Annotated in this window: 20 protein-coding genes; 6 read left to right on the top strand and 14 right to left on the bottom strand. The window is 71.8% G+C overall.

All coding sequences use genetic code 11. The annotated features are described in order from the left end of the window. Window positions 1-8 precede the first annotated feature (8 nt). The 3 genes from ACT17Q_RS10940 to ACT17Q_RS10950 all read left to right on the top strand — a co-directional run bounded on the left by ACT17Q_RS10940 (window position 9) and on the right by ACT17Q_RS10950 (window position 4196). Complete coding sequence (locus ACT17Q_RS10940) at window positions 9-239, top strand: hypothetical protein (protein ID WP_444662407.1); 231 nt, start codon at window positions 9-11, stop codon at window positions 237-239. Window positions 240-438: 199 nt separating this feature from the next. Then, window positions 439-3123 (top strand): sodium-translocating pyrophosphatase, encoded by a 2685-nt coding sequence (locus ACT17Q_RS10945; protein ID WP_444662409.1) that lies wholly within the window; start codon window positions 439-441, stop codon window positions 3121-3123. Then, complete coding sequence (locus tag ACT17Q_RS10950; protein WP_268531374.1) at window positions 3120-4196, top strand: glycosyltransferase family 1 protein; 1077 nt, start codon at window positions 3120-3122, stop codon at window positions 4194-4196. The genes ACT17Q_RS10945 and ACT17Q_RS10950 overlap by 4 nt, the downstream gene beginning before the upstream one ends. Window positions 4197-4223: 27 nt before the next feature. Here ACT17Q_RS10950 and ACT17Q_RS10955 read toward each other — a convergent pair whose 3' ends face one another. Beyond that, a complete protein-coding gene (locus ACT17Q_RS10955) occupies window positions 4224-4499 on the bottom strand; it encodes a type II toxin-antitoxin system RelE family toxin (RefSeq protein WP_268531375.1) in 276 nt (91 codons plus the stop codon). After that, window positions 4496-4771, bottom strand: coding sequence for a type II toxin-antitoxin system Phd/YefM family antitoxin (locus tag ACT17Q_RS10960; protein WP_094179607.1), 276 nt, complete (start codon window positions 4769-4771; stop codon window positions 4496-4498). Before ACT17Q_RS10960 ends, ACT17Q_RS10955 begins: the two co-directional genes overlap by 4 nt. Window positions 4772-5169: 398 nt before the next feature. On the opposite strand from ACT17Q_RS10960, the gene ACT17Q_RS10965 reads away from it, so the two are divergent. Next, window positions 5170-5541: an SUKH-3 domain-containing protein gene (locus ACT17Q_RS10965; RefSeq protein WP_444662411.1), complete on the top strand. Its 372-nt coding sequence runs from the start codon at window positions 5170-5172 to the stop codon at window positions 5539-5541. Window positions 5542-5687: 146 nt separating this feature from the next. On the opposite strand, the gene ACT17Q_RS10970 is transcribed toward ACT17Q_RS10965, so the two are convergent. From ACT17Q_RS10970 to ACT17Q_RS11025, 12 genes are all read right to left on the bottom strand, one after another. Then, window positions 5688-6431: a hypothetical protein gene (locus ACT17Q_RS10970; protein ID WP_094179605.1), complete on the bottom strand. Its 744-nt coding sequence runs from the start codon at window positions 6429-6431 to the stop codon at window positions 5688-5690. Further along, window positions 6418-6816: a YbaB/EbfC family nucleoid-associated protein gene (locus ACT17Q_RS10975; protein ID WP_444662413.1), complete on the bottom strand. Its 399-nt coding sequence runs from the start codon at window positions 6814-6816 to the stop codon at window positions 6418-6420. Before ACT17Q_RS10975 ends, ACT17Q_RS10970 begins: the two co-directional genes overlap by 14 nt. 2 nt (window positions 6817-6818) lie before the next feature. Next, window positions 6819-7646 carry a hypothetical protein gene (locus tag ACT17Q_RS10980; RefSeq protein ID WP_094179603.1) on the bottom strand — a complete coding sequence of 276 codons (828 nt, stop codon included), beginning with the start codon at window positions 7644-7646 and terminating at the stop codon, window positions 6819-6821. Beyond that, window positions 7643-7960, bottom strand: a complete 318-nt coding sequence (locus ACT17Q_RS10985; protein ID WP_141322522.1) for a type VII secretion target — start codon at window positions 7958-7960, stop codon at window positions 7643-7645. The genes ACT17Q_RS10980 and ACT17Q_RS10985 overlap by 4 nt, the downstream gene beginning before the upstream one ends. Next, complete coding sequence (locus ACT17Q_RS10990) at window positions 7960-8430, bottom strand: YbaB/EbfC family nucleoid-associated protein (RefSeq protein WP_444662416.1); 471 nt, start codon at window positions 8428-8430, stop codon at window positions 7960-7962. The genes ACT17Q_RS10985 and ACT17Q_RS10990 overlap by 1 nt, the downstream gene beginning before the upstream one ends. 331 nt (window positions 8431-8761) lie before the next feature. Then, a protein-coding gene (locus ACT17Q_RS10995) for an IS3 family transposase (protein ID WP_444662418.1) occupies window positions 8762-9921 on the bottom strand; the annotation gives its coding sequence in 2 pieces (ribosomal slippage) (window positions 8762-9640 and window positions 9643-9921; 1158 coding nt in all). Between the two features lie 92 nt (window positions 9922-10013). After that, window positions 10014-10349 carry a hypothetical protein gene (locus ACT17Q_RS11000; RefSeq protein ID WP_444662420.1) on the bottom strand — a complete coding sequence of 112 codons (336 nt, stop codon included), beginning with the start codon at window positions 10347-10349 and terminating at the stop codon, window positions 10014-10016. Next, window positions 10346-10942 carry a hypothetical protein gene (locus ACT17Q_RS11005; protein WP_444662421.1) on the bottom strand — a complete coding sequence of 199 codons (597 nt, stop codon included), beginning with the start codon at window positions 10940-10942 and terminating at the stop codon, window positions 10346-10348. The genes ACT17Q_RS11000 and ACT17Q_RS11005 overlap by 4 nt, the downstream gene beginning before the upstream one ends. Window positions 10943-11073: 131 nt before the next feature. Then, window positions 11074-12021, bottom strand: a complete 948-nt coding sequence (locus tag ACT17Q_RS11010; protein WP_444662423.1) for a transposase — start codon at window positions 12019-12021, stop codon at window positions 11074-11076. After that, the gene (locus ACT17Q_RS11015; protein ID WP_115941774.1) at window positions 12018-12335 is read right to left on the bottom strand and encodes a helix-turn-helix domain-containing protein; all 318 of its coding nucleotides are present in this window, start codon (window positions 12333-12335) and stop codon (window positions 12018-12020) included. Before ACT17Q_RS11015 ends, ACT17Q_RS11010 begins: the two co-directional genes overlap by 4 nt. 138 nt (window positions 12336-12473) lie before the next feature. Next, window positions 12474-13787 (bottom strand): ISL3 family transposase, encoded by a 1314-nt coding sequence (locus ACT17Q_RS11020; protein WP_444665389.1) that lies wholly within the window; start codon window positions 13785-13787, stop codon window positions 12474-12476. A 183-nt stretch (window positions 13788-13970) separates the two neighbouring features. Then, window positions 13971-16091 (bottom strand): acyltransferase family protein, encoded by a 2121-nt coding sequence (locus ACT17Q_RS11025; RefSeq protein WP_444662426.1) that lies wholly within the window; start codon window positions 16089-16091, stop codon window positions 13971-13973. 107 nt (window positions 16092-16198) lie between these two features. Here ACT17Q_RS11025 and ACT17Q_RS11030 point away from each other — a divergent pair, with 107 nt between their 5' ends. Continuing rightward, complete coding sequence (locus ACT17Q_RS11030; protein ID WP_094182065.1) at window positions 16199-16663, top strand: S-ribosylhomocysteine lyase; 465 nt, start codon at window positions 16199-16201, stop codon at window positions 16661-16663. After that, window positions 16660-17397 carry a 5'-methylthioadenosine/S-adenosylhomocysteine nucleosidase gene (mtnN, locus tag ACT17Q_RS11035; RefSeq protein ID WP_444662428.1) on the top strand — a complete coding sequence of 246 codons (738 nt, stop codon included), beginning with the start codon at window positions 16660-16662 and terminating at the stop codon, window positions 17395-17397. Before ACT17Q_RS11030 ends, mtnN begins: the two co-directional genes overlap by 4 nt. Window positions 17398-17407: the final 10 nt, after the last annotated feature.

Here is a 17407-nt window from a genome sequence, read left to right on the forward strand (position 1 = left end):
TGACCCGCATGAGCGAACCCGTCCTGCAGCGTCGCGACGACGACCGTTCCGGCTCCGCGGAGCGCGCCGTCACCGTGTTCTTCACGTTCCTGCTGTTCTTCGTCGGCATCGCCCTGTTCGCGGTGTCGTTCGAGGTGGTCGACGCCGCGAAGCCGTGGGTCTTCTTCGGCGCCATCGCGTCGATCAGCCTCGCGTTCGCGATCCCGACCACGATCATCCCGGCCCTCGAGGACCGCTGACCTCCGGCCCCACCACGCGTCCTCCAGCGCGGAGAGCCGCCGCCCGTCTCCCGGGCGGCGGCTCTCGTCGTCCCGGGACGCGTGCGCGTCACCCGTGTACGGCCACCGCGCCGGGGCGTGTGTGACCTTCGGCTCACGCCCGGCCTGACCTGCGCTCCTAGCGTCGACCCCAAGAGCACCTCACCTCTCAGGGGAGATCGTGGACACCGCCGCCCGCACCGCAGCCGAACGCAGCACCGCCGCCCACGCCCCCGGGGCGTCGCCGCACGAGAGGTCGGCACCGCCGCGTCGTCGCCGAGCACGCCTGCTCGTCGGCCTGCTCGCCCTCACGGCCCTGCTCGCGGGGTGCGGGCAGAGCACGACGAGCGAGGGCTCCGTGCACGGCGGCGAGGCGAGCCTCGCCCTGCCCGACCTCAGCCAGGTCACCGTCCTCGGCGGGCTGTCGGGGCGCGCGCTGCTCGGGCTCGGGCTCGTCGTGTGCGTCATGGGCCTGGCGATGGGTGTCGCGACGTACCTGCAGATGCGCAAGCTCGAGGTGCACGCGTCGATGCGTGAGGTCTCCGAACTCATCTACTCGACCTGCAAGGCGTACCTGGCGCAGCAGGGCAAGTTCCTCGTGGTGCTGTGGGCGTTCATCGCCGCGGTGATCGTCGTGTACTACAAGGTGCTCGTCGGGTTCGGGTGGGGCCGCGTCGCGGTCGTGATCGCGTTCAGCCTGATCGGCATGGCCGGCTCGTACTCGGTCGCGTGGTTCGGGATCCGGGTCAACACGCTCGCCAACAGCCGGGTCGCGTTCGCGAGCCTGCGCGGCAAGCCGCTCCCCCTGCACCGCATGCCGCTCAAGGCGGGCATGTCGATCGGCATGGTGCTGATCAGCCTCGAGCTGCTGATGATGCTCGTCATCCTCATGTTCCTGCCGCGCGAGATCGCGGGTGCGTGCTTCATCGGGTTCGCGATCGGCGAGTCCCTGGGCGCAAGCGCGCTGCGCATCGCCGGCGGCATCTTCACCAAGATCGCCGACATCGGCTCGGACCTCATGAAGATCGTCTTCAAGATCAAGGAGGACGACGCCCGCAACCCCGGTGTGATCGCCGACTGCACGGGCGACAACGCGGGCGACTCCGTCGGCCCGTCCGCCGACGGCTTCGAGACGTACGGCGTCACCGGCGTCGCGCTCGTGACGTTCGTGCTGCTCGGCGTCCACGACCCGGCGGTGCAGGCGAGCCTGCTCGTCTGGATCTTCGTCGTGCGGGCCGTGATGATCGTCGCGTCCGCCGTGTCCTACCAGCTCAACGACCTGTGGACCGCGCGCCGCTACCGCGACGCGGAGCGGATGGACTTCGAGCGCCCCCTGTCGAACCTCGTGTGGCTGACGTCCGCCGCGTGCATCGTCGCGACGTTCCTGACGACGTGGTTCGTCCTCGCGGACACCGCGGCCGCGGACCAGTGGTGGAAGCTCGCGACGATCGTCTCGTGCGGCACGCTCGCGGGCGCGCTCATCCCCGAGCTCGTCAAGGCGTTCACGTCGACCTCCTCGCGGCACGTCCGCGAGGTCGTGAAGTCCTCGCGCCAGGGTGGGCCGTCGCTCAACATCCTGTCCGGGCTCGTCGCCGGCAACTTCTCGGCCTACTGGCTGGGTATCGCGATCGTCGGGCTCATGGGCGGGTCCTACCTCATCAGCGAACAGGGCCTCGGCGACCTCATGGTCGCGCCCGCGGTGTTCTCGTTCGGGCTCGTCGCGTTCGGGTTCCTGGGCATGGGGCCCGTGACGATCGCCGTGGACTCCTACGGGCCGGTCACGGACAACGCGCAGAGCGTCTACGAGCTGTCCGTCATCGAGGACATCGAGGACATCGACGCCGAGCTCGAGCGCGACTACGGCTTCCAGCCCCAGTGGGAGCGCGGCAAGCTCATGCTCGAGGAGAACGACGGCGCCGGGAACACGTTCAAGGCGACCGCCAAGCCCGTGCTCATCGGCACCGCCGTGGTCGGTGCGACGACCATGATCTTCTCGATCATCATGGGCCTGACCGGCGGTCTCACCGAGGGCATCGAGAACCTCTCGCTGCTGCACCCGCCGTTCCTGCTGGGCCTCATCACCGGTGGCGCGGTCATCTTCTGGTTCACCGGCGCCTCGATCCAGGCCGTCACCACGGGTGCGCACCGCGCGGTCGAGTTCATCAAGACCACCATCAAGCTCGACGGCGTCACCAAGGCGTCCGAGGAGGACTCGCGCCGCGTCGTCGAGATCTGCACGCAGTACGCGCAGCAGGGCATGCTCACGATGTTCCTCGGCGTGTTCTTCGCGACGCTCGCGTTCGCGTTCGTCGAGCCGTACTTCTTCATCGGCTACCTGGTGTCCATCGCGACGTTCGGCCTCTACCAGGCGATCTTCATGGCGAACGCCGGCGGCGCGTGGGACAACGCGAAGAAGATCGTCGAGACGGACCTGCACGCCAAGGGCACCTCGCTGCACGACGCGACGATCGTCGGCGACACCGTCGGCGACCCGTACAAGGACACCTCGTCGGTCGCCCTCAACCCCGTCATCAAGTTCACGACCCTGTTCGGCCTCCTGGCCGTCGACCTCGCGGTCTCGTTGACCGACGACGGCCTGCACACGCTCGTCGTGAGCCTCGCCGCCGTGTTCTTCGTGATCTCCGCGTTCTTCGTCCACCGGTCGTTCTACGGCATGCGGATCCGCACGTCGCTCGAGGACGACGACGAGGGTGCGTCCCTCGCACCCGCCGACGAGCCGCCGGCCGACGAGCACGCGTCCGACGAGCGAGCGTCCGAGAAGCCCGCGTCCGCCGAACCCGCCCTGCCCGAGCAGGCACGGCCCGTCGACGACGAGCTCGGCGCGAAGGAGGCGAGCGTGTCATGACCCCGCGCATCGCGATCCGCTACCGGGACGTGCTCGTCGACCCCGACGGCCACGTCGCCGGGCACGACGCCGGCGCGACGCTCGTGCGCCGCCTGCTGCGCGTGTTCCCCGGCTCCGTCCTCGTGGGCGACGGCCCCCGCCGCTGCGACGGGTTCGACGTCCTGCCGCTCGAGTTCCTCGACGCGAGCGACACCGTCGTCATCAACATGGACGTCGTCGACTCCGCCGCCGTCTGGCGCACGCTCGCCCGCTCCGGCACCGCCCGGCCCGGCACCGAGCCGCGCGTCATGAACTTCGTCTGGTGGACCACCTCGCAGTTCACGCACCCGGTCGATCGCGCGTGCCTCGGCCTGGCCTGCGCGCTGTTCCCCACGTTCGCGAACTCCGAGCGGACCGCGACCGAGGTCCGCGAGATCGTCGGGCAGTGGACCGTGCAGCAGCTCGCCGAGCAGGCCCGCATCGGCTGGGTCAACCTCGGCATCCGGCTCGAGCACGTGCACCCGCGCCACGAGCCCGACGTCCCCGTGGTCCTCTACCCCGCGATCTGGCTGTCCGACCGCAAGCAGCCTCAGGCGTTCGTCGACGTCGTCGAGCGCGTGCACAAGCGCGTCCCGCTGCGCGTCGAGGCCCGGCTCGTCGAGTCGCACCTCGTCTCCGAGGCCGCGATGCGCCTGTCCCGGCACGACTGGGTGTGGCTCGGCCCGCTCACCGCGAGCCGCGACGACTACTGGGAAGCCCTCGCGCACACCACCGCGTTCCTCGCCACCGCCACCGACGAGTCCTACGGCCTGGAGTACGTCGAGGCGCTCGTCGCCGGCGCCGTCGGCGTGTTCCCCGACCGCCCGTGGGCGCGCGCGATCCTGCCCGCGACCTACCCGCTGCTCTACCGCACCACCGCCGAGGCCGAGGCGATGCTCGAACGCGCCCTCACCGACACCGCGACCGTGCGCCGCGAGCTCGACGACGCCGCCGGCGGCTCCTTCCAGGAGTGGCTCCGCGCACGCCACGACGACGACGCCTTCGACCACGCCATCGTCGAGCACGTCCACCGCTGGTTCGGCCAGGTCCCCTGAGCCGCGCCGCCGTCGACGGGAGGTCGGTCAGCGGTAGGCGTCGGCCCGGTGGGAGATCCGCACCACCAGGAGCACTCGGGTGTCGTCGTCGAGGGTGAACAGGACGCGGTAGTCGCCGCGGCGCGCGGAGCGCAGCCCCTCGAGCTCATAGCGCAGCGGCTTGGACATGCGCTCGGGGTTGGTCGGGAGGGTCCGGGTGACGAACTCCACGACGGCCCCGACGACGCGCGGGGGCAGACGCTCGAGCGAGCGCAGCGCGCTCGGCGCGACCTGGACCCGCCACGGTTCGGCGGCCTCGCTCACAGCGGCGGGAGGCCGTACCGGGCCCGCAGGTCCTCACCGGAGATCGTCGTTGCCTCGGCCACCGCCTGGCGCGCTGCGGCGACGTCCTCGCGCACGCCGGGCTGGGACAGCCAGAACAGCGTCTCGTGCAGGGAGTCCAGGTCGTCCGCCGACATCAGCACCGCCGCGCTGCGGCCGTGCTTGGTGATCTGGATGATCTCGTGGGTGCGGTCGGCCTCGTCGACGAGCGCCGACAGCTTGTCCTTCGCCTCGCTCAGAGCGACAGTCCTCATAGGCCCACCATAGCCCCGAAACCGGCCCACGGATAGCCTGCCTGTTGGCCGATATCGCGCCGAGCCTCTTGCCGCACGGAATCAGTCGAGGTCACCAGTGCGTAGATCTCGCGGGCAGCGCACCGCCAGGCCCCCGCCCCGGCCGGCGAGCGCCAGGACGTCATCGCGAACTCCCTGAGGGTGGGTCTGGGCACGGTGGTGCACACCCCCGAGTTGCGCCTCCCGGTGCACCGCCCCGGCGTCCATGGTGGCTCGCAACCCACGGAGGATGAGAGTCATGGCAGCACCGAGCGTGGGAGTTCGTCTCAGGCGGCGAGTGCGACCTGGGTGCCGGGCCAATGACGAGGGCACAGGAACTGCTGCTTCGTGCCGGATGGCGTTCTGACCGGCATGTCGACGTGGAGCGCATGGTCGCGGAACTGGACGTGGCGGGCTACAGCGTGAGCCTGGCGGCCCGTGAGTTCCTCGAGGTGTTCTCGGGGCTCGTGATCACCGACGAGGAGGGCCGACGTGCTCTGCACATCGATGGGCACCAGGCCGCGCGTCACGCGGATCCCGACTGGTGCGAGGCGTATGCGGAAGGCATCGGCCGTGCCATCACGCCCGTTGGCGAGTACTCACACATGACCCTCGTCATCGACGAGACTGGCGCCTTCTGGGGTGGTTTCGACGCGGAGTACGGGCTCATGGGCGAGAACATCGTTGATGTTATCCGGGCCTTGCTGATCGAACCGGACTCTCGGCCGCTTGATCGCGTAGTCCCTGATTAGCCCGCGTCTCCTGCTGCTCGCGCAGTGAACTGGACTCCCTCGGGATAGACGGCTCAGGTCGCTGAGGTGTCGACGTGTTCGGGGATCATCCCGGTGCGGTCTGTGCGATGCACGCGGTCATCACGCCGCCACCCGGCGCGCCGGAGTCAGCCGATGGTCGCTGCGATGTCGCGCACCAGGTGAGCGCGGGCGACGGTCGTCTCGGGGCGAGGGTCGTCGAGCGCGAGGAGGACGACGCGGTCGTCGCCGATGGTGAGTGTCGAGAGCAGGTCCTCGTGGCGCGCGACCCGCTCGCGCACGGCCGGCAGCCAGGCCGGATCGGCCGTCTCGCGGCGGCCCGCCCACGCCGGGGTGACGAGCATCGAGTCCGCGGTCGCCCCGATCGGCACGCTGACGCGGGCCGGGCCGGTGCGCGCGTCGGCAGCCACGACCTCGCGGCGCACGGGAGAGCGGCGCGAGCCGGGCACCGCACGCAGCACCCAGGTCTCGCAGCGCACCGGCATGCCGGAGACCGCGAGACGCAGCCTGCCGCGTGCGGCCTCGACCCTCCACCCTCGCGGGAGCGCGAGCGCGGCGTCCCGGGGGTCGGGCGGGCCGTCGTCGACGAGCCTGGCGCCGTTCCAGGTCCGTGCCCACGCGGCTCGGGCGGACGCGACGCGACCGTGGGTCGCCTCCGCGCCGCCGGCCCGTCGCCACAGGACGCCGCCCAGGACGCCGACGACGAGGACGGCCGCGACGACGATCCGCTGCGCGGGGCCGCTGGCGAGGCCGGCGGCGACGACGCAACCCGCGATCGTCGCGACGCCGGTCACCGGCAGGACCGCGCCCGCAGCGGTCCACGAGCGGCGGCGCAGGCGCGCGCCGCTCGGCCGCGGGTCAGCGCCGGACATCGGGCGGCTCGTCGGCCGCGGGCAGCATCTCGTGGGCAGCGGCGGCGACCGCGCCGGAGAGGTCGCCGACGGACGCCGGTGCCTCGCGCACGGCCTCGTCGACCGACGCACGCAGCAGCGCGACGGCCCTGCGGTGCGCGTCCATCGTCGCGGCGGCGAGGGCGCGCGGAGCTGTGCGCATGGCGTGCGGCGTGAACTCCACGCCCTGGATCAGCGCATCGGGACCGAGCGTGACGCGGACCTCGCGCCCGGCCGACCATGCCGAGTAGGTGGCCTGCTCGATGCGTGCCGCGATGCGAGCGGTCTCGACTGCCGTCTCGTGCGCGTCGCGCTGCAGCTGCCTGAGCCGCTCCCGTGCGTCCACCAGGGGTGCGTAGGGGTCCATGGTCAGCCTCCGACCGTCTGGGCGCCTTGGTCGACCCCCGAGGCGCCGGCACCGACCACCGTGTCCGGCCCGATGCCGAGGTTGTAGAGCCCGACCTCGTCGAACGCCCGGTACAGGTCGGCCAGGAGGTCGCAGAAGCGCCCGGTCGACTGGAGCAGCTCGTCCGTCCACCTCGCGGCGTCGTCGACCCAGCGGGCGATCGCGGAGGTTGCCTGCGCGACGACGACGGGCACGCCGAAGCCGAGGGTCCCCAGCGCCTCGGCCACCCAGACGATCAGCTTGCCGACGAGCTCGGCACAGATGGCGGACACGATCTGCCGGACGATCTCGACGATCCCGCTCCCGATCGCGAACCCGGTGTTCACGCACCGGCACGCGAAGGCCTCCACGGTGGCCCGGTGCGCCATCTCGGTCACGCGGCGCCGGAACGCGTCGGCGGCGGGTCCGTGCCAGTACTGCGCCGTCCGGTCGCGGATCTCGATCAGACGGTCGGACTGCATCTCCAACGTGGCGCCGACGTTCGCCCAGGTCAGGCCGACCGCGGTGACCACGGCAGGGTCACCGACCAGCACGTCGAGGGCCTCCTGGAACCAGGAGAAGCGGTCCAGCAGGAATCCCGCGACGCTGGACGCGAGGGTGCCGAGAGGGTCGACCGCGACGCCGACGAGGTCGCCGACGCTCCCCGCGGCCGATCCCAGGGCCCCCGCCCAGTCCCCCGAGCCCAGGCTCGCACCCGTCGAGAACAGCGACCCGACGACCGGGACGCCCAGCGCGGTCCCCTCGAACCACGCGGGCGCCTCCCACGTCTCGGGCTCGACGACCAGGGTCATCCCAGCCGCCCCAGGAGCCCGCGGTTGCGCGCGGCCGACGCGGCGTCGGCCGCCTCGTAGGCCGCCACCGTGTGGCGCAGGTTCATGGCGACGGCCTCGTACGCCCCCGCCTCGGCACGCAGCGCCGCGACCGCCGCGGTCTGGACCGTCTGCGAGGGCGGGACCATCGCGATGCACAGCAGACCGAACGCTGTCTGCGACATCCCCTGCGCCGCGAGACCGGCGCTCACCGCACCGTCGAGCTCGTCGCTCACGGCGAAGACGTTCCCGACCTCGGCGGCGAGCCGCACCGGGTCGACCGAGAACTCGTCCATCACTTCCCCTCCTCCGCGAGAACCTGCCGGACACGCGCCGCGACCTCGCTGTCCCCCAAGCTCGGCAGTGCCTGGAGACGCGGGCGTCCTGTACCGCGGTACGCGTCCCGCACCGCGTCGAGCACGGCCGCCTCGAGCTGCTCCGGTGCGAGCCGTGCGAGGTCGGACGCGAACACGATGTCGGCCAGCAGACCGTGACCGTCGACGACGACCTCGACCAGGCCGTCCCGGTCCACGCCGGTCGTCGGCGCGTGCGAGGTCGTCGGGCGCACGCCCTGCGCCGCCCTCAGGTACGCGATCCCGTCCGCCAGGACGGACTCCAGGTCTTCCGTGGCCATGGCCGCGAGGGTAGCGGTGTGCACGCCCGTCGTGGGCGGGTTGTCCGACGCGGCGACGTCCTCCCTGCTCGCGACGAGCGGCACCAGCCAGTCGAGCAGATCGGGTTCGAGGGTGCGGGCGTGCCGGAGCACTGCGACACCTGGACAACCCGGCCACCGCGACCTCGTCGCCCGCGGCGCCGCTCACGAGGTGGCCGTCGTCGCCCGTGACCTCGATGCGGTTGTTGCTGACGACCTCCAGGTCCGGCGGGTCGGCCAGCAGATGCTCGACCACGGCCTCGTTCCACTGCGCGCACGCGTCGTACGTCGACTGCGTCGTGCCGAGCCACGGGTGGGCCGCGCTCAGGGCGCAGCTGCCCTTGGTGTAGGTGTCGAGGCGCCATCCCTCGTCGGCGGAGACCAGGGCGTCCAGACCATCACCCGCATCACCGGGGTCTGCTGCACGGATAGGTGACAGCGGGTCTCAGGCGGCGAGTGCGACCTGAGTGGTCATGATGGCCTCGAACTCGATGGGTGTCAGTCGGCCGAGTCGGGCTTGCCTGCGGCGGCGGTGGTAGGTCCGTTCGATCCAGGTGATGATCGCCAGGCGAAGTTCCGCCCGGGTGGCCCAGCGGCGGCGGTCCAGAACGTTCTTCTGCAGCAGCGGGAAGAAGCTCTCCATGGCCGCGTTGTCCCCGGCCGATGCGACCTGGCCCATGGATCCGAGCAGGTCGTGACGGTCCAGTTCGCGCAGGACCTTCCTGCTGCGGAACTGGCTGCCCCGGTCCGAGTGCACGATGCAACCGGCCACGTCACGACGGCGTTGCACGGCACTGGCCAGGGCGTTCACGGCGATCCGGGACTTCATGCGGTCGCTGATCGAGTACCCCACGATCCGGTTGGAGTAGAGGTCCTTGATCGCGCACAGGTACAGCTTGCCCTCGGGCGTGGCGTGCTCGGTGATGTCCCAGAGCCACAACCGGTTCGGTGCATCGGCGCGGAAGATCCGCAGCACCCGGTCGTCGTGCGCCGGCGGGCCGGCCTTCTTGCCGTTCCTGGCGCGCTTCTTGCCGAAGACCGACCACCATGCGTTGTCCCGGCAGATTCGCCAGACCCGCCGGTCACACGCGCGCAGACCCGCACGGTGAGCCTCGTCGGCGAGGAGCCGGTGCCCGAACTCCGGGTCGTCGACGTGGGCGTCGAACAGCACGTTGGCCAGGTATGCCTCGTCCAGGTCGTGCGCGGTCACCGGGGCGGCGAGCCAGCGGTAGTAGGGCTGTCGGGCGAGCTTGAGGGCCCGGCACGTCACCGCGACGGGGATCCCGTCACCGGCGAGCTCCTTCACGAGCGGGTACATCACTTTCCCGGCAGATGCGCCTGGGACAGATAGGCCGCGGCGCGGCGCAGGACCTCGACCTCCTGCTCGAGCAGCCGGTTACGGCGCCGCAGCTCACGCAGCTCGGCCGACTCACTGATCGTCACGCCGGGGCGGTTGCCGTCCTCGACGTCCGCATCACGCAGCCAGTTCCGCAGACACGACTCGGCGATGCCGAAGTCGGACGCGATCTGCTTGATCGGAGCATCGCCGCGACGGGCGACCGCCACGACGTCCGCACGGAACTCCTGGGGATAGGGCCTGGGCACGGTGCACATCCTTCCAGCGGCGCCTCCCGGCACCACAGGTCAGGTGTCACCTATCCGTGCAGCAGACCCCACCAAACCCGGGGCGATTCACCTCACGTCGTCCTCCCGACCACCAAACCGCCAGGCAGCTGGAGCACCCAAGGATCCACGTCGGTGTCCGGAGTCACGATCAAGCTCCCGGTAGAGAACTCGAACTCGACCGCAGCCCCGTCCTGCCGTATTGCAACCAGGTCTTCACCAACCAGATCCCACGACCGGTCCCCGATGTCGAGGTCCTCCCAAGACAGGGCACGCCCCCCGATCGTTCCCTCCCAGGGGCAGGCGATCGTCAGCGCCCAACCCTCGCCGAACAAGGTGAGGATCGGGTCCTGAACCTCCACGCCCTGGACGCGGACCGGTAGCACGGCGAGGGGATCGATGTCGGTCATGGCCCCAACTGGATGTGAGTGCGGCTGCGGATGTAGTCCAGCCGCTCAGGCTTGGACAGACCAGGCGGAGGCTGAACCGGCTTACCCGTGAACGGATTGATGGGACCACCGTTCGCGTTCGTGAACGACGCGCGCAGTCCTGCTTGACCAGAAGGTTCCATCACCCGCACCAGCGAACCATTCGGGAGCGTGTACTGCGTGCCCGCCGACGTCGTAGGCGTCGAAGGAAGCCCGGCCTCCTCGAAGCCGGCGACCAACCGACTTCGGCTCGTGGGGACTACCACCCCGTCGGCACTCGCGATGAAGTCGGCACGTGCGGTGTTTGCGGCACCGTCGGCCTTCGACACTACGCTAGTCGCTCGCTTCGCGACGGCCTTGGCGCCGGTGGCGATCGCTCGGGCGGCGCTGCTGGCACCGGCGCCAAGGTTGTCGCCAAGCGAGCCACTGGAACAGCCTCGAAGGCCGACGACGCCGCAGACAGCGGATTTCCTCGTGTGTCTTCGACGTTCGGCGGCGGGGACAAGGCCGTACGGAACATGGCAAAGTGGTCGGACCGGCACCCCGAGGAGGGGTACCTGGATGCGATCGGTCACGGGTCGCCGGATGACCTGGCGGGGATGTCAGCGGCTGAGCTGGCTGCGAAGATTCGCCCTGGCCTGGGGGGTCGAAACGTGCGGTTGCTCTCGTGTCAGACTGGGTGCCCTTCGGGTTCATTTGTCCCGCGTCAAGCTGCTGGCAGGTCTTGGGTCTCGGGAAAGTTGGGGGTCAGCGGGTCGGCCAGGCCCAGGTGGACCTCCAGGGGCCGGTTCCAGGCGATCGCCTCGTGCGGTCGCACGGTGTTGTACTCGGCCCGGTAGTCGTCGGCGTGCGCGACGAGGGACAGGACGTCGTCGATCTCTTCGAGGAAGAGCCGCTCGTACTTCAGGGAGCCGAACCCGCGTTCGCGTGACCCGTTCTGCCCGGGCGTACGCACCCGGGTGCGCACGTGCCGCAGCTCGGGGTGGGCGGTGATGAACGCCTCGAACCGGAACGAGCGGAACGGGCCACCGTTGTCCGTCACGACCGTCACCGCGGGCACGACGTTGCCGTCGCCGTCGCGGGCGCACGCGTCGATCAGGGGGCGGCCGAACATCGCCTCGTAGTCGGCCAGGGCAAGCTCGATCGCGGCGATCGCGTCGTGCTGGTTCGCGGTCGGGGACACATGCCACGGGTGCTCGTACTTCGACCAGTAGTCCCGGCACCCGGCGATGCGCCACGTGCCGCCGGTCGTGGTCTCGAACTCGGAGAAGTCCAGCTGCCACACCTGGTTCGGCCCCGTCGGTTCGGTGGCGAACGCGGCCTTCCTGCGGGCCGCGAGCTGGCGGCGTTCCCGCTGGTAGGCGGCGGGCAGGATCAGCCCTTCATCGCGCAGCAGGCGCAGCACGGTGGCCTGGGAGACCCGGTGCCCGTCGTGGCGCACCATGGCCCACACCTTGCGGTGCCCCCATGCCGGATGCGCCAACGCGTGCCGCCGCGCGGCCACGCGCACGCTCTCGCGCGCCGGGCGCGGCCACGGCCCCTTGACCGGGGACCCGGCCCGGGCGCGGGCCTGCCAGCGCCGCCACGACCGCTCGGGCACGCCGATCACCTGGCAGAACCTCGTGGTCGGCATGCCCGCCTGGATGCGGATCACCTCGAGGTCCTCGAAGGGCCCAGCCGGCCCTCCGCGGACTTCTTCCACACCCGGACCTCCAGGTGCGCCTCACCCAGGGCCTGGGTCAACTCGGCGACCTCGGCCTCCAGCTGCTGCTCACGCGTCGAGGGCCCCGACTTCCCCGCCGCCAGGCCGGTCCTGCCGGCCTCGAGGAACGCCCGCTTCCAGTTCCCGACCGACTGCTCGGACACCTTCGCCCGCCGGGCGGCCTCGGCGACGGTGACCTCGCCGGCCAAGACCGACAACACGATCCTGGTCTTCTCCTCGGCCGGAACGGCCGGTGGTCTTGCCATGAACGATCAGACTCCTCACAGGTCAGGCCCGCAAGCAACGGGCCCTGCCACAAAGTCTGACGCGCGACACATTTGGACAAGACTTGGCGAACGAGTTGGGTGTGCGGGTCCAGGCGCCGACGACGGATATTGGGCTCATCACAATGCAGGGTGTAGTCGGGGTCTGAAGCCGCCGGTCTCGAGGAGGCTGCGGGTGATGTAGTTCGTCAGGTTCCGGAAGCCGAGGGCGGAGCCGCACAGGTGTTCGAGCCGCCCGTTGATGGCCTCGGTGGGGCCGTTGCTGGTGCCGGGGCGGTCGAAGAACGCGAGGACGTCCGCGGCACGCTTCTTCAGGGTCCGGCCGAGGGTGATGATCTCGACCAGCGACGTCGGTACTCCGGTAGCGACGCAGTCGATCAGCGCGGTCATGATCTTCTTGCCGGTGGTCCGGTCCGGGTGCCGGTAGGCGCCGATCATCCGCTGGTAGATGCCCCAGGTCGCCTCGACGGGCACGTGCTCCTCGTCGGCGAACAGGGCCTCGAGGCGGGCGGCTTGCCGGTCGGTGAGCAGGTCAGCACCGGTGTGCAGGGTCCGCCGGGCCCGGTAGAGCGGATCGGTCGCGAGGCCGCGGTGCCCGTGGAGCTCCTGCTGGACCCGGCGCCGGCACTTGTCGAGGGCGTCACCGGCGAGGCGCACGACGTGGAACGGGTCCATGACCGCGACCGCGTCGGGGAGCTCTTCGGCGGCGGCGGTCTTGAACCCGGTGAACCCGTCCATCGCGACGACCTGGACGCCCTGCTGCCACGCCTTGGGCCGCCCGGCGAGCCAGTCCTTGAACACCGCCTTGGAGCGGCCCTCGATCATGTCGAGCAGTCGGGACGGCCCCGTGCCGTCCTTCACGGGGGTCAGGTCGATGATGACGGTGACGTACTTGTCGCCACGGCGGGTGTGCCGCCACACGTGCTCGTCCACGCCGATGACGGTGACCCCGTCGAACCGGGCCGAATCGGCGATCAGCACGCGGTGGCCTTCGGCGAGGACGGCGTCGTTGACCGTGTTCCAGGCCACGGCGAGCGCGTCGCGCAGCCGGGCGACGGTCAGGTGCTGGACCACCAGCCCGTTCAGCGCCCACGCCAGCGCGGCACGGGAGAGCTTCGCACGCGGCTCCGCCGCCCGGGTGGTGTCCTGCCGCCACACCCGCTCACAGGTGGGACACCGGTAACGGCGCACCCGCACGTGCAGCGTGGTGGGCCGCCACCCGAACGGCTCGTGCGCCAGTCGGCGCGTGACCGTGTCCCGCACGAGGCCCTCCGCACCGCACTGGCGGCAGAACTCGTCGCCCGGCACCGGGACGACCCGGCACTCGAGCACCGTGCGGCGGTCGGTGACGTGCTGGCCGACGACGACCAAGCCGAGATCGTCCAGACGGGCGAACGTGGTCAGGTCAGGCGGGCAGAAGGTAGCGTCGTCCAACGTCGAGGTCTTTCGGATGGGTTGGTGTGAGAACCCCCATCTTCGGAAGACCTCGACGCCTTCCCCGACGTAGCCGACTTCGCGGTCCACGCCTGGGTCAGGCTCCGGCCGTGCTGGTCGCGAGCTGCGAGGTCGACCGACAGGACCCGCGCCAGAATGTGCGCGAGGGTGTCGGTGCAGGCGCTACCTCGGGGCGGCCGCGACGAGCGGCACCAGCCAGTCGCGCAGCTCGGGTTCGAGGGTGCGGGCGTAGCTCGCGGTCACGTGGCTCACGTCCCGCCACACGAGCACCCCGCCGATCACCGCGGGGCACTGCTGGTCCGGGCACAGCAGGTCCGTGACGTCGAGCAGCGGCACGCCCAGCGCGTCGGCGGCGGCCTGCTGCTGCGCCAGGCTCGAGCGACGCTCCGGCGCGGCCGAGTCCGGGCTGCACTCGGTGGTCCAGGTGTCGCGGTGCTGCGCGACGCACTCCGGCACGTCGATCCCGACCCACGGCGTGTCCCCGAGCACGGCGACGTCGATCCCGGCGTCGCTCAGGCGCTGCCACGTCGCGGACAACCCGGCCACCGCGGCCTCGTCACCCGCGGCACCGCTCACGAGGTGGCCGTCGTCGCCCGCGACCTCGATGCGGTTGTTGCTGACGACCACCAGGTCCGGCGGGTCGGTCAGCAGATGCTCGACCACGGCCTCGTTCCACTGCACGCACGCGTCGTACGTCGACTGCGTCGTGCCGAGCCACGGGCGGGCAGCGCTCAGGGCGCAGCTGCCCTTGGTGTAGGTGTCGAGGCGCCACCCCTCGTCGGCGGAGATGGCCGCGAGCGGCGGCTGCCACTGCCCCGCGTGCGAGTCGCCGACGAGCGCGACGACGGTGCCCGAGCGGGCGTCGCCGAACGTGCACGCGGCGGGCTGCGTGCCGAGCGCGTTCTGGTGGCAGCCGTGCTCGTACAGGTCCGCGACGTCCTGCGTCGCGTCGGCGAGCGCCGGGACGAGGCGGTCCAGGTCGGTGCTCGCGTCCGGGCCGGTCCAGCCCTCGCGCAGCACCTGGGCGCCGGGGGCGTCCACGTCGTCCGGCGTCGTCGGGACCGCACGCACCAGCAGCGCTGCCGCGACGAGCCCGACGAGCGTGCACGCCACGCCCAGCGCGAGGGACCGGGCCGTGCTGTCGCGCAGTCGGGCGGAGGTGTGCAGGGGCCGCTCGACGAGCCGGTAGGACGCCGCGGCGGGCAGCACGGAGAGCGCGACGGCCAGCACGAGCTCGCGCGTCGTCGGCTCCCCGTCCGCGAGCGCGGTCGCGACGACGACCGCCGGCCAGTGCCACAGGTACAGCGAGTAGGACGCGGCCCCGACGGGCTGCAGCACGCGCGCGGTCAGGGGCCGCAGCCCCGGCCCGACGACACCGGCGGCCAGCACCAGCACGGTCCCGCCGACCGGCAGGGCTGCGGCGAGCCCCGGGAACGGCGTGCCGGCCTCGTACGTGAACGCCGCGACGACGACGAGCGCGAGCCCGACCCAGCCCGCGGCGCGCAGCGCGACCGCGGGCAGCCGGGCGACGCGGTGCGCGAGCAGCGCCAGCAGGGCGCCGGCCGCGAGCTCCCACGCGCGCGTCGTCGTGACGAAGTACGCACGCGCCGGGTCCGCCGCGGTGAGCGACACCGACCACGCGAGCGACGCGCCGCCGACTGCCAGGACCCCCACGACCAGCGCGCGCCGGGAGACGCGCCGGCCCTGCCACCGCGCGAGCGCGACGAGCGCGACCACGAGCAGCGGCCACACGACGTAGAACTGCTCCTCGACCGCGAGCGACCAGAAGTGCTGCACCGGGCTGGGCGCGGCGTCCTGCGCGAGGTAGTCGACCGAGCGGTCCGCGAGCCGCCAGTTCACGACGTACAGCGACGTGGCGACCACGTCACCCGCGACGTCCCGCCACCGCGTCACCGGCAGCCACACGGCCGTCGCGACGACGACCGCGACCAGCGTCAGCGCAGCGGCCGGGAGCAGGCGGCGCGCGCGGCGCGCGTAGAACCGCGCGAGCCGCAGCCGCCCCGTGCGCGCGACCTCGTCGGCGACCAGACCCGTGATGAGGAAGCCCGACAGGACGAAGAACACGTCCACCCCGACGAACCCTCCGGGCACGGGCAGGCCGGCGTGGAACGCGAGGACGAGCAGCACCGCCACCGCGCGCAGCCCCTGCACGTCACGCCGGAACCCCTGACGTGCGGACGGAGCGGCCGTGGTCGTCGGCGCGTGCGGCGTCGCCGGACGCACGGGCGCGGCCGGGAGCGTCAGGGACCGGGGGGCGGGCACCGGCGCACGCTAGCGTCCCGTCCGGGACGTCGCACGGTGAGACGGCCCCGCGTGAGGTCCGCGCCGCGGCCGGGAGACAATGAGGGCCGCCGACCCTGGGAGCCGTGATGCCCGACCGTATGAACGTCGAGTCCTTCAACCTGGACCACCGGACCGTCGCCGCACCGTACGTGCGGCTCGCGGACACCAAGGTGCTGCCCGCGGGCGACGTCATCGAGAAGTACGACGTGCGGTTCACGCAGCCCAACGTCGCGCACCTCGAGATGCCGACCGTGCACTCGCTCGAGCACCTCGTCGCCGAGCACTCGCGCAACCACACCGACCGGGTGGTCGACTTCTCCCCCATGGGCTGCCAGACCGGCTTCTACCTCACGCTCGCGGGCCGGTGGGAGTACGACGACGTGCTCGACCTCGTCGAGGCGACCCTGCGCGACGTGCTGGACGCCGACGAGGTGCCCGCCGCGAACGAGGTGCAGTGCGGCTGGGGTGCCAACCACACCCTGACCGGGGCGCAGGACGCCGCGCGCGCGTTCCTCGCGCAGCGTGCGCACTGGTCGACGGTGACCGCATGAGCGCACGGCTCGACGCGGTCGTCGTCGTCGCCATGCCCGTCGAGGCCGAGGCGTTCGTCACGGCCGCCGACGAGGTGGGCGCCACGATGGTCGCGCCCGGCGGTGCCGAGCACCGGTCCCTGCGGCTCGGCGGGCGACGGGTCCTGCTCGTGCGCTCCGGGATCGGCCTGGTCAACGCCGCCACCGCGGCGTCCGTCGCGCTCGCCGCCCATCGCACGCGCGTGCTCGTCAGCGGTGGGAGCGCGGGCGGCCTCGGCGTGGGCGTGCGCGTCGGTGACGTGGTCGTCGGTGACGAGCACGTGCACTCGAACGCCGACGCCCGCGCGTTCGGCTATGCGCTCGGCCAGGTGCCCGGCATGCCTGCCACCTACGCCGCCGAGCCCGGGCTGCGCGACCAGGCGCACCGCGCCGCGGACACCCTGCCCGCGTGGCCCGTCGAGCCCGGGGTGCGGGTGCTGCGCGGCGACGTGGTCTCCGGCGACGTGTTCGTCGACGCCGAGCGCGTCGAGGGCGTGCGCGCCGCGTTCCCCGCAGCGCTCGCGACGGACATGGAGTCCGCCGCGCTCGCGCAGGTCGCGCACCTGTTCGGCGTGCCGTTCCTGTCCGTGCGCGGCATCAGCGACCTGTGCAGCCCCGTCGACGCGGGCGAGTTCACCACCCACGTCGACGACGCCGCCGACCGTTCCGCGGCCGTCGTGCGCGCGCTGCTGCGCGCGCTGCCCGCGGACTCCTGACCGCGCCCCC

This window comes from Cellulomonas sp. CW35 (assembly GCF_052378485.1).
In the GTDB taxonomy this organism is placed as follows: domain Bacteria; phylum Actinomycetota; class Actinomycetes; order Actinomycetales; family Cellulomonadaceae; genus Cellulomonas; species Cellulomonas uda.

Bases quoted from the DNA above. Each gene is read 5' to 3' on its own strand.
- ACT17Q_RS11030 (WP_094182065.1), top strand. From the start codon at position 16,199: ATGCCCGACCGTATGAACGTCGAGTCCTTCAACCTGGACCACCGGACC.
- ACT17Q_RS11000 (WP_444662420.1), bottom strand. From the start codon at position 10,349: ATGACCGACATCGATCCCCTCGCCGTGCTACCGGTCCGCGTCCAGGGC.
- ACT17Q_RS10980 (WP_094179603.1), bottom strand. From the start codon at position 7,646: ATGACCCTGGTCGTCGAGCCCGAGACGTGGGAGGCGCCCGCGTGGTTC.
- ACT17Q_RS10985 (WP_141322522.1), bottom strand. From the start codon at position 7,960: ATGGACGAGTTCTCGGTCGACCCGGTGCGGCTCGCCGCCGAGGTCGGG.
- ACT17Q_RS10975 (WP_444662413.1), bottom strand. From the start codon at position 6,816: ATGGACCCCTACGCACCCCTGGTGGACGCACGGGAGCGGCTCAGGCAG.
- ACT17Q_RS10960 (WP_094179607.1), bottom strand. From the start codon at position 4,771: ATGAGGACTGTCGCTCTGAGCGAGGCGAAGGACAAGCTGTCGGCGCTC.
- ACT17Q_RS11015 (WP_115941774.1), bottom strand. From the start codon at position 12,335: ATGGCAAGACCACCGGCCGTTCCGGCCGAGGAGAAGACCAGGATCGTG.
- ACT17Q_RS10950 (WP_268531374.1), top strand. From the start codon at position 3,120: ATGACCCCGCGCATCGCGATCCGCTACCGGGACGTGCTCGTCGACCCC.
- ACT17Q_RS10970 (WP_094179605.1), bottom strand. From the start codon at position 6,431: ATGTCCGGCGCTGACCCGCGGCCGAGCGGCGCGCGCCTGCGCCGCCGC.
- mtnN (WP_444662428.1), top strand. From the start codon at position 16,660: ATGAGCGCACGGCTCGACGCGGTCGTCGTCGTCGCCATGCCCGTCGAG.
- ACT17Q_RS10940 (WP_444662407.1), top strand. From the start codon at position 9: ATGAGCGAACCCGTCCTGCAGCGTCGCGACGACGACCGTTCCGGCTCC.